The organism is Parapedobacter sp. SGR-10 (assembly GCF_011030405.1).
Taxonomy (GTDB): Bacteria; Bacteroidota; Bacteroidia; order Sphingobacteriales; family Sphingobacteriaceae; genus Sphingobacterium.
In genome coordinates this window covers 66,758-78,148 of record NZ_JAAJTJ010000020.1, presented here as the reverse complement: position 1 = coordinate 78,148, position 11,391 = coordinate 66,758, and the positions used below count along the sequence as shown (strand labels likewise).

The 11,391-nt window shown below is 42.2% G+C and carries 11 protein-coding genes; 6 read left to right on the top strand and 5 right to left on the bottom strand.

Annotated elements, in window-relative coordinates; genetic code table 11:
• The 3 genes from G5B00_RS13540 to G5B00_RS13530 form a co-directional block, all read left to right on the top strand.
• A partial coding sequence (locus G5B00_RS13540; RefSeq protein WP_163876337.1) for a DUF4082 domain-containing protein occupies positions 1 to 470 on the top strand: 470 nt, incomplete at its 5' end.
• Positions 471 to 496: 26 nt separating this feature from the next.
• Positions 497 to 1,075 carry a DUF4082 domain-containing protein gene (locus tag G5B00_RS13535; protein WP_163876334.1) on the top strand — a complete coding sequence of 193 codons (579 nt, stop codon included), beginning with the start codon at positions 497 to 499 and terminating at the stop codon, positions 1,073 to 1,075.
• Positions 1,076 to 1,340: 265 nt separating this feature from the next.
• Complete coding sequence (locus G5B00_RS13530; RefSeq protein ID WP_163876331.1) at positions 1,341 to 2,075, top strand: LytR/AlgR family response regulator transcription factor; 735 nt, start codon at positions 1,341 to 1,343, stop codon at positions 2,073 to 2,075.
• A gap of 15 nt (positions 2,076 to 2,090) precedes the next feature.
• On the opposite strand, the gene G5B00_RS13525 is transcribed toward G5B00_RS13530, so the two are convergent.
• Positions 2,091 to 4,100, bottom strand: coding sequence for a tetratricopeptide repeat protein (locus tag G5B00_RS13525; RefSeq protein ID WP_163876329.1), 2,010 nt, complete (start codon positions 4,098 to 4,100; stop codon positions 2,091 to 2,093).
• On the opposite strand from G5B00_RS13525, the gene G5B00_RS13520 reads away from it, so the two are divergent.
• From G5B00_RS13520 to G5B00_RS13510, 3 genes are all read left to right on the top strand, one after another.
• Entirely contained in the window at positions 4,099 to 4,257 is a 159-nt protein-coding gene (locus G5B00_RS13520) for a hypothetical protein (protein ID WP_205966422.1), read from the top strand. The genes G5B00_RS13525 and G5B00_RS13520 overlap by 2 nt on opposite strands.
• 142 nt (positions 4,258 to 4,399) lie before the next feature.
• Positions 4,400 to 5,164, top strand: coding sequence for a hypothetical protein (locus G5B00_RS13515; protein WP_240894489.1), 765 nt, complete (start codon positions 4,400 to 4,402; stop codon positions 5,162 to 5,164).
• 80 nt (positions 5,165 to 5,244) lie between these two features.
• A complete protein-coding gene (locus G5B00_RS13510) occupies positions 5,245 to 5,937 on the top strand; it encodes a hypothetical protein (protein ID WP_163876325.1) in 693 nt (230 codons plus the stop codon).
• Between the two features lie 78 nt (positions 5,938 to 6,015).
• Here the strand turns inward: G5B00_RS13510 and G5B00_RS13505 are convergent, their stop codons facing one another.
• The 4 genes from G5B00_RS13505 to ileS form a co-directional block, all read right to left on the bottom strand.
• On the bottom strand, positions 6,016 to 6,543 hold the full coding sequence (locus G5B00_RS13505) for an acyl-CoA thioesterase (RefSeq protein ID WP_163876323.1): 528 nt from the start codon (positions 6,541 to 6,543) through the stop codon (positions 6,016 to 6,018).
• Positions 6,544 to 6,672: 129 nt separating this feature from the next.
• Positions 6,673 to 7,323: a lipoprotein signal peptidase gene (locus tag G5B00_RS13500; protein WP_163876321.1), complete on the bottom strand. Its 651-nt coding sequence runs from the start codon at positions 7,321 to 7,323 to the stop codon at positions 6,673 to 6,675.
• Between the two features lie 99 nt (positions 7,324 to 7,422).
• On the bottom strand, positions 7,423 to 7,809 hold the full coding sequence (locus G5B00_RS13495; protein ID WP_163876319.1) for a TraR/DksA family transcriptional regulator: 387 nt from the start codon (positions 7,807 to 7,809) through the stop codon (positions 7,423 to 7,425).
• A gap of 3 nt (positions 7,810 to 7,812) precedes the next feature.
• Positions 7,813 to 11,226, bottom strand: a complete 3,414-nt coding sequence (gene ileS, locus G5B00_RS13490) for an isoleucine--tRNA ligase (RefSeq protein ID WP_163876317.1) — start codon at positions 11,224 to 11,226, stop codon at positions 7,813 to 7,815.
• Between the last annotated feature and the right edge of the window lie 165 nt (positions 11,227 to 11,391).

Below are 11,391 nucleotides of genomic sequence, written 5' to 3'. Positions count from 1 at the left end.
ATCTGGAAAAATCCGGATTTGACCAAGAGGTGACCAATTTCATCAATGATGCATACGTTGAACAAGGATTAAAATTCAAACCAAAAGTAAAGGGCAAAATAAACGCGGTTACACTAAAAATACCCGATAATGAGTCTAATGTAAGGGTTACGATCTGGAATGCCGATACCAAAGCAGTTATCAGAACCATTACCGTCCAGAGCGTAATTGCCCATACAGAGGCACGGCATGATATCGACCCATTGGATATCGTACCTACAGAAACATACATTATCAGTTTTAATGGAAATGATACCTATTCACGTCATAGAACAGGTTTCTCCGAAGCATCTTATCCGATAGATGCAGGAAACATATCTGTGCTTAGTGCTCATTACATCGGTGGGCAAACTCAAGCTTTCCCAACTATTACAATGTTAAATAATGTTTATTGGGGTGACGTCAGCTTCGTATTCCAGCAGACAGAATAATATGTTTTAATCTAAAAATAAGAACAATGAAAACAAAAGTCTTACTACTGCTCCTTGCAATAGCTGCTGTTTCTGGATGCAAGAAAGACGGCACAGATGAAACGAAAAAATATCCCGAAGAAAATCCGTTGGCGGCTTACCTTATCGCTACGGGTTTTGACCAAGAAGAGATAACTACTGTCGATATCAATAATTATGAACAAGGTATTACATTCACCCCGAAAGTAAAAGGAAGAATCAATGCGATTACCTTACGAATACCGAATAACGTTGCCAATGCAAGAGTGACGATCTGGAAGGTGTCAGATCGGTCTGTGCTCAGGACTATTCATGTTGCCGATCTTGAAGCTGGAGTGGAGAAAAAAGTAAATATAGATCCGTTGGAATTGGCAAAAGATGTACAATACCTCATTTCGTTTAATACTAATGATCGTTACGAACGTTACAGAACGGATGTTGGACTTGTTTCTTATCCTGTTGCGATAGGTAATTTAACCATAGACGGTGTTTTCTATCTACGAATAGCTACCCAAACTTTTCCAACTGAGACGCATTCGGGACTATACTATGGCGACGTCAGCTTCATATTCCAACAGACAGAGTGATTTGGATGATAAGAACACACAAAAGGATCGTCGGTGTACGGTAATTATAGCTGACTTTTCCAAAGCTTTTTACAGCTTTGGCTCAAAACCCTGGAAGAGCTCTGTTCGTTCCTTTTGCTTTCCCTATCCTACACACCCATTTCACACGGTAAAAAGCCTTGCTTGCTCATTTTTAGTATAAAATACTGAATAGAATATTTAGCTTTATATCAATCTTTTATTAAAAGTATTGCAAAAGATATAGATGAGCATTAATAATCGGATTATGATTAGGGCAATAATATTGGATGATGAGGTAAAAGGTAGTACGCTTTTACAGCACAAACTCAAGAATTTTTCGGATAGGGTGTGTGTGGAAGCGATATTTAACGATCCGCAGGAAGCCCTTAAACATATTCGTGATTATACGGTTGATGTGCTGTTTCTTGATGTGGAGATGCCATTGATGAATGGGTTTCAGTTTCTGGAACAGTTGGGGCAGTTTGATTTTGAGGTTATTTTTGTGACAGCTTACAATATGTACACATTGGATGCTTTGCGAGCAGATGCGCTAGATTACCTGCTCAAACCTGTCGATCCAGAAGAACTCGCTAAGGCTTTGGATAAACTCGAAAAGCGTGTTTCTGCAAAAGCAAAACTGGCACTTAGTGAATTGCCAGCGGTGGGGGCTTCTTCGCAACGTATTGCTTTACCTACTGCAGAAGGTATACATCTGATCAAAAAAGACGAAATACTCCGTGTCGAAGCCATGAGCAATTACAGTGTGTTCTATGTCATGAACCTCTCGAAAATAATTGTATCCAAGACCTTAAAAGAATTTGAACAGCAACTGGAGGGATCTACCTTCATGCGGGTAAACCGTAGTGTCATTGTCAATCTGGATTATGTGATCAAATACCGAAAAGGTGACGGCGGTACGCTCGAACTACTCGATGGAGCAGAAATCGAGGTGTCTCCCATGAAAAAAATCCAGTTATTGGAGAGATTGTTTGCTTCGTAAACTTCTTTCCAAAATTTATCCCACTACCTCATTTACATAGATCAAAGGCAGTGAAAGTACGGCCAGGGCACCTTTTTGGCCTTGTATAGAAAGATCAATCAGCTCAAACTTTGCGACACTCTCATAATCCGACTGATTAAGTATATCAATGCGTTCTTTGATGGACGATAAGCCAAAAGATTTCTTCTTATACACAGGTACAGGAATTTTTTGGCCTGGGTTATACAATCCTTTTCCATTGTCCTGCACAATTATCTGTATTTGATTGAGTTGCTTTTTGATCGTGACCGATAGATAGGGAGATACCTGTCCGGTATGTCTGATGCCATGGTGAATCGCATTCTCGATAAGCGGTTGGATCATCATGGGGGGTAGGAGTATTTCATCCATATCAAGATCACCTTCTACCGTAAAATCGTAAGTAAAGCTTTCGTCGAAACGGGCATGTTCGATTTCTGTATAGAGTTGGTTGATGGTCCATTCGCGTGAAGCTATCGCAAGATGCTGTGTAGAATTTTCAAGGATCATTCGGCTAAGTCGGGCAAATTTGCGGATCAGATCACTGGCCTTGTCTGTATCCTGTGCCACGATATAAGCTTCGATGGAATTGAATACATTGAAGATAAAGTGTGGATTCATCTGTGAGCGGATGGCTTTAAGCTCGCTTTCAGTAATTCTATTTTGAATAAGGAGAGCTTCTTTAGTCATTTCGGCTTCTTTTCGTTCCATTTCATTTTTTAACCTAAGCTGTTTCAGCCGGTATCTGTTCAGCAAATACATGAAAACACCAATCAATATGACAATAGAGATAATGCCATACAGCCACAACTGTTTCATTTTCAGTTTTTCGACGGCAATCTGCTGGTCGCGTAAGGAAATCTCCCTTTCGCTTTGTATATTGCTGACTTTGTTTTTTACTTCCTGCGAATAGATAGAGTCGTTTGATTCGTGGTATTTTCTGAAATTGAGATAGGCATTTTTAAAATCACCTTGGTGTTCCTGGACCTCTGCCAATATTCCGGTAAAATGACTTTCGAATTCTTTGTTCTTAATTGTTTTGGCTAATTGTATGGCTTCCTTTACAGTGTGTTCGGCTTTTTGTAGGTTACTGTTTTTTTCGTTTTTATTGGAAGAGGCCAACATGAGGTAAGTATATCCCAGATTCCCCAGATTGACCATAGCATTGTAATGTGTAGGATTGATCTCATCCCATATTTCTTTTGATTTTAGTTGTAAACTGATTATTTTCTGGTAGTCAGGCTCGTAGAGTACGGCGATTTGTGAATACAAAATAGCGATACCGGTTTTGTTGTTTTCCTTTTCGTAGATATGTAAGGCCTGGTAAAAATATTTTTTTGCTTCGTCTGTCTTTCCTTCCTGCTGATAATTTAGCCCTATGCCGTTTAAAGTTTGTGCTATTTTGTCTTGGTTTTTTTCCTGTTCATAAATCCGTAATGCTTTCAGTTTATAATCATGGGATTTTTTAAAATCGTTTTGTTTTTGGCTAATGATACCGAGGTTGAGCAGTCCGGTTGCAAGCAGATTTTTGTTATCAATTTCCTCTGCCAACTTTATGGTACGCAAATAAAATTCAGTAGCTTTTACATAGTCCGTTTTTTGTGAGTGTACTGTGCCAATGTTGTTTAATGTTCTTGCAATGAGTAGTTTGTTTTTTGTTTTATTGGCAATCTCAAGAGCTTTGTCGTAACATTTCAATGCTTCGTCATGTTTTCCGCTTTCGTTATAAACCTCTCCACGTGTAATGTATGATTGGCTCAAACCTTTTTGCCAGTTTATTTTTTCTGCCAGATGAATGGCCTCGTCCAGATAGCCTGCTGCTTTTTGGGGCTCTATTGGCAGGTAATGCAAACCGAGATCATACAACAACTTTACCTTGTTGGTGTCTGCGTCCGCGGTCTTAAGTTTAAGCATAGCCGAGTCGATATTTATTTGTCCCAACGCAGGTGTCACCAACAAAGTGAATACCATAAAGTATAGGGTAATGAAACTGCTGTATTTTTTCATGTTACAAGCTGTTGGTCATGATGATAGCGTAAAGTTAGGTAAAAAAATCAATGCCATGCTATCATTCACTCATTCAAATGCCCTGTTCACACATTCAAACGAAGCCTTGGCGCATTGCTTAAAAAAGCAAAAAAAAGTACAGGTAGATTTGGATTAAGGTGCAAAGACAAAGGGACAAAGGTTGGAGTTCAACTTTAGACAAAAAGTTAAAAATGAATATCATGAAAACATTTAGCAATAGTATTAAAAAACTACAGTGATAATCACATCTTCCTGCTTAAAACTAAAACATGTTGACTATGAAAACTAAAACAACACTTCGGACAATTATCACAGGATTGGTTCTCCTGTTTCTCATGTTGGGCTGTAAGAAGAATCCCGACGACAGCACGCTATTGCCGGGCGACATAGAACGTAGTACCCGGACCGACAATGGGATCACGTACAAAGTATATGTACAAAAAGGGCGGGACAGCTATAAAGGCATATTGGTCATGGGCAGCGGCAATAATGAAAACAATCCTACATCTGGTAGCATGGACGGCAGCAGTGAAAATGCTTTGTGCCAAAAAGCCGCTGAAAATGGCTATGTAGCGGCAATCGTGCAATACCGCAAAGGCCCCGGTACAGCCGATTGGAATAAGAGTGCCGAAATGATGGGACAAGATTATGACGTATGTATCAGCGCACTTTCCGAAAAATACGGTGTGGATAAAGACAAATCCGTTGTGGGTGGCTACTCGTATGCTACATTCATCCTTTATACAGCTATTGCTTATTACAATGATTTGAGTTATTGCAAAGGTCTACTGGGTGCCTGCGGTAGTACGGATGCCGATAAGGCCTCCAAATTCAAGATACCCATTTATGCCATCAACTGTGCTGGCAATAACGAGGGCGATAATATCAATGCTTTCTCTGGAAAAGAGTTATACGACAAGATACCGGCAGCCTCACCCATAAAAGCCAAAAGCGACGGCGTGACCGATGATAGCTGTAATACGCACTGTGGCAAGTCCTGGACGGATGAGCTGCATGGTCAGTTAGTCAAGTGGTTGCCGTAACGAAACTTATAGGGTTTTAAAGTCCTTACAGGTTTCTGTCTAAAAAATAATATTAAGTCATGAAAACAAAAACAACAGTCATGAAAACAAAAATATTTCCATTCCTACTTGCCATCCTTGCTTTGAGCGCTTGCAAAAAAGACGATCCGTCGGAAGAAGAAACCGGTTTTGACATCAACAACCCCGAGGGCTATATGATTTTCACAAAGTATACCTGCCCGGATTGTTATTCCAGTAATTATATCTATTTATTTGATTTTCTGCCAGGGAAACGCATACGGACTTATTCGTCATACTTAGCTACTTCTGAAGCAGATTATACGGTTGTCGGCGGCAATACCATTGTGACTGATCCTTTGGGTGGTTTTTCGTATACATTCACCTTCGCGAACCGCCGGATTACCGATGTACAGAATCCTCACTTCACATTTTCCGATACCACGCTCATCCAAAAATCGACGGTAAACCAATTGGCCGGCAAAACTTTTAAAGGTAAATATTACAGGAAAGACGGCACAGTGCTACACGAGAATTTCTGGTACCGGTTTGCCGGCGACAATAAAGTGGAAGTAAGCGCACTAGCATCGGGTATCACCCAAAGGACAGAATCCTACGTGAACGTGGGCAACATAGCCGCTTGGGTGAAATCGGTATCCGGTGCAAATACAGACAGCGAAATAATGGTGCTGGTGGATGGTAAATTAGAGGTCAATTATCGGGATCAAACTGGCGGAGTGAAAGTCTACCACGGCACATTTGACGAGGTAAAATGAAAATGTATGAGCGATATATATTTATAATATAAAAACGTCAAAAATTTTAATGATCAAAACCTTATAGGCTTTTTTATACTAGCCTTTGTGATGGAACAGGTTGACCAAGGACTTGATTTCGGTTGTTTGATCCACAGTAAGTTTTCCGGCCAACAGTAGACGTAGCTCCCTCCTCTGCAAAGCCTCGTTGTAGAGGAGTTTTTCTTTTTCCGTTTCGGGGACTAATGCAGGGACAGCTATAGGTCTGTTGGCTTCGTCCAAGGCCACAAAAGTATAATAGGCTTCGTTGGACTTGACCTTGGTGCCTTCGGGAAGATTCTGTGCAAAGATTTCCATACGAACCTCTACCGATGTGTTGAATGCCCGCGTGACCTGTGCCTGTATGGTTACGACCTCACCCAATCGGATCGAACGTTTGAACGAAACATTGTCTACCGATGCGGTGACAACCACGTTGTTGCAATGCTTTTGAGCCGCCATTGCGGCACAGATGTCCATCCAATACAAGAGGCGTCCACCCATCAGATTGCCAAATGTATTGGTATCATTGGGCAACACGAGCTCGTTCATTTCGGTGTAGGATTCTTTGGCGGGTTTGCTTTTCATGTGTATGTTCTATATTGCTTTCTGTCCATGCTAGCGCACGAATCCTTTCGTGTGCTTGTTTATCGGCACGCGAAAGGATTCGCGCGCCAGCGTAGGGCCAAAGTTCTGAACTTTGGCAAAGTTGAAAAACTAATCCTCCAATATCTCGCTGTGTACGCTTTCTTCTTCTTTGTGCTCTTCTTTGAAATATCTCTTTTGGAAGATCAAAATCAGAAAGACTCCGATGGATATAGCCGAATCGGCTATATTAAAAACAGGGCGGAAGAATAGAAAATCCTCTCCTCCCCAGATCGGGAACCAAGAAGGGAATGTGCCTTCGATCAACGGAAAGTAAAGCATATCTACGACTTTTCCATGTAGAAACGATGCATACCCCCCACCTTCGGGGAATAAGACCGCTTTTTCATAGAATGTGCTCTCGCTGAATATCATGCCGTAAAAAACACTGTCAATAATATTGCCCAAAGCTCCAGCAAATATCAAGGCTACATTCAAGATAAATCCACGGTTGTATTTATTCTTGACCATGTAGTGTAAGCCATAGCCTATACCGATGACAGCAATGATACGAAATACACTGAGAAACAATTTGCCATATTCGCCACCGAATTCGATGCCATAGGCCATTCCGGGATTTTCGATAAAATGAATCAGGAACTTGTTGCCCAAGACCTTGAAATCCTGACCTATTGTCATGTTGAGCTTGACCCAAAACTTAGAAAGTTGATCGATCAATAAGACGATTGCAATAAGCGAAATTGGTCTAGTGTAGCCTTTCATTGAAGATTAGTTGACAGTTGACAGTTGACAGTTGATAGTTGATAGTTGATAGTTGATAGTTGAAAATGACTCTCCACTTTCCATTCTCCACTCTCCACTCTAATACTGCTTATTCTTAGCTTCTATACTCAATGTCGTGTGTGGTACAGCTTTCAAACGTTCCTTTTGGATCAGTTTACCGGTTTCGCGGCAGATACCATATGTCTTGTTTTCAATACGTACCAAAGCTGCTTCCAGGTTATCGATGAATTTTTTCTGACGTGCAGCCAATTGATTGGTTTGCTCTTTTTCCAGTGTCGCAGACCCATCTTCCAACGTCTTGAATGTACCAGCGGTATCATCCGTTCCATTTGCGTTGCTATTGCTCAATATCTTGGTCAATGCTGAAAGCTCTTCTCGGGCTATCCTCAATTTTTCTAAGATAATCGCTTTGAATTCCAATAATTCAGAATCACTGTAACGCGTTTTTTCTGTATTCTCTGCCATAATCTAATTTTTTTCGATTAATACCTCTAGTTTTTGTTCATTAATTTCGATGTTGTCTGTCGAAGACAAATGACTGTCGAAGATAAATGAATTAGCCAAAATTTCGGTGCAAATATACGATAAATTATTTTGGGCAGCTTTTTCTATTTCAACATTTTGGCTTAGTCTCACATTGATGCGATCCGTTACCTCAAATCCCTTTTCTTTTCGTAGATTTTGCACTCTATTGATCAATTCTCGGGCTATCCCTTCGTTTTTCAATTCTTCGGTGATCTGTATATCCAACGCGACCGTCAGATTGCCCAGATTTGCCACTTGCCATCCGGCTACATCCTCCGCAATGATCTCCACATCTTCACTTGCGAGGGTATAAGGTGTGCCCTCCAACGGGAGGTTTCCTTCTTTTTCCAGTTGAGCAATACTTTCTGCACCTAGGGATTGTATAGCTGCTGTGACCAACTTCATATCCTTGCCCACCTTAGCGCCCAGAACCTTAAAGTTTGGTTTTATTTTCTTTTTGATGATGCCGGTAGTATCTGTAATGAATTCGATCGATTTGATATTGGTTTCAGACAAGATCAGATCTTTGACTTTTTCGACCTTTGCTTGAAAAGCACTGTCCAATACGGGGAGCAATATTTTGCTTAAAGGTTGACGTACATTGATGCCTGTTTTCTTGCGTAAAGACAATGTCAAGGAAGAAATGTCCTGTGCCAAAGCCATTCTTTCTTCCAATTCCTTGTCGACCAACTCTGCATGATAGGTTGGGTAGTCCGTCAAATGTACAGACTCGGTATTTTCTTTTTTGGTCACAGCGTTTAGGTCCAAAAACAACTGATCGGCAAAGAAAGGGGATATTGGAGCCATCAATTTAGCGATGGTGTCCAGACAGGTGTATAACGTTTGGTAGGCCGAAACTTTATCTTCGGTATAGTCGCCTTTCCAAAAACGACGACGGCATAGACGCACGTACCAATTGCTCAAATGCTCGTCCACAAAGGTTTGTATGGCCCGTGCAGCTTTGGTTGGTTCGTAATCCGCATAGTATGCATCTACTTCTTGGCTCAAGCTGTTCAGCAACGAAATGATCCAACGGTCGATTTCAGGCCTTTTTGCTATGGCAATTTCGGGTTCGGTATAGCTGAACTTGTCGATATTGGCGTACAGCGCGAAGAACGCGTAGGTATTGTACAATGTACCAAAGAATTTGCGGCGTACTTCATCCAAACCTTCTTCGTTGAATTTGAGATTGTCCCAAGGCGAGGCGTTGCTGATCATGTACCAACGGGTCGCATCGGCGCTATATTTGTCGATAGTGACAAACGGATCTACCGCATTGCCCAGCCGTTTTGACATTTTGTTGCCGTTCTTGTCCAGTACCAAACCGTTGGAGACCACATTTTTAAACGCTACTGATCCCCGGAACATGGTCGAAATGGCATGGAGCGTGAAGAACCATCCCCGTGTTTGGTCTACGCCTTCGGCAATAAAGTCTGCCGGAAAAGCGTGGTTGTATTCGTCTTTGAAAGGCAATGCCTCGCCGTTTTGTAATTTGGCATAATCGAGTCCCCACTGGGCGTAGGGCATCGCACCGGAATCAAACCATACGTCGATCAAATCAGGCTCCCGGAACATCTTCTGTCCTCCTTCAGAAACCAGGACGATATGATCTACGTAAGGACGGTGCAGATCAAGCTGATCCGTGCCGAATTTGTCCAAATATGCTTTGTTGATAGCTTTTTCCTCTTCCGAAAGTACATCGGATTGCAGAGAGGCCTCCAAATAGGATTTCAGTTCGGGCATCGATCCGATACAAATTTCCTCGTTTTCATCTTCTGTACGCCAGATCGGTAGGGGAGTCCCCCAATACCTCGAACGGGACAGGTTCCAATCCACCAGGTTTTCCAGCCAGTTTCCAAACCGTCCGGTTCCTGTGGCTTCGGGTTTCCAGTTGATGGTCTTGTTCAGTGCGACCAACTCATCTTTGACGGCAGTCGTTTTGATAAACCAACTGTCCAATGGATAGTAGAGGACAGGCTTGTCGGTACGCCAGCAATGTGGGTAGCTGTGTTCGTACTTTTTGACATCAAAAGCTTTGTTTTCTTCCTTCAGTTTGATGGCGATCAAGACATCTGTTGGGCGAAAATCTTTATCTGCACGTTCTTCGGTCGTATAATATTCTTCTTTGACAAAACGTCCGGCAAATTCCGTAATTTCTTTGACAAAGCGTCCGGTACGATCTACGGTCGGAACGTCCTTGCCGTTTTCATCTTTGACCAAAATCGCTGGTACACCATTTTCTTTGGCTACCCGAAAGTCATCCGCACCATACGTAGGAGAGATATGTACGATACCTGTACCGTCTTCGGTGGTCACGAAATCACCAGGAATCACTCGAAAAGCTTTTTCCAAAAGCTCTTCAGATGTGATGTAGGGTAACAGCTGGAGGTAACGCAAGTCGACCAATTCGGCACCTTTGAATTCTGTGGCTTTTTCCCAAGGGATGGTCTTGTCACCAAGTTTGTAGTCCTGAAAGGAAGCATTTTCTCCTTCAGATTTGAAATGTTTGGCGATCAGATTTTTTGCGAGTATAACAGAAACAGGTTTGCCTGTATATTGATTGAATGTTTTGATCTTGACGTAGTCAATGTTCTTGCCTACAGCCAATGCCGAGTTGCCGGGCAATGTCCATGGCGTGGTGGTCCAGGCGATAAAGGCCACATCTTCGTCCTGATTTTCGACCAAGGTATCCATCATAGGATGTATCTGGGTCTTGTCGAGGCGAAATTCGGCGACGATAGTGGTATCCTTGACGTCTTTGTACGTGCCGGGTTGGTTGAGCTCATGCGAACTTAGCCCCGTGCCGGCAGCTGGAGAGTAGGGTTGGATGGTATAGCCTTTGTACAGTAACCCTTTTTTATACAGGTCTTTCAGTAAGAACCATAGCGTCTCTATATATTCGTTTTGGTAGGTGATGTACGGATGCTCCAGGTCTACCCAATAGCCCATTTTTTCGGTTAGGTCATTCCACACGTCGGTGTATTTCATGACTTCCTTGCGACAGGCTTCGTTGTATTCTTCGACGGATATTTTTACGCCAATATCTTCTTTGGTGATACCCAGGGTTTTTTCGACAGCGAGTTCGATGGGAAGACCGTGTGTATCCCAACCTCCTTTACGCTTTACCCGATATCCTTTCAAGGTCTTGTAGCGGCAGAAAATGTCTTTGATGGTACGGGCCATGACGTGGTGTATACCGGGCATACCGTTTGCTGAAGGTGGTCCCTCGTAAAAAGTGTACGGTTTGCTAGCCGGACGATTGGAAATACTTTTTTCAAAGATATTTTCCTGCTCCCAACGATTCAATACTTCCTTGCCGATTTCTGACAGATTCAGCTGCTTATATTCCTTGTACATTGTGCGTATTTATCTCTATTTTTTTAAAAGACACAAAGTTAGTGATTTAATAGGAAAGGTGAAAGTAGAGGCGCGATTATCCAGGGCGATCGGGTATTATTTTCCCTCCCACCACCTCTCCGTCTTCTTGGCCAGACGGGCCAGATACTTGGAGGCACCCAAGTA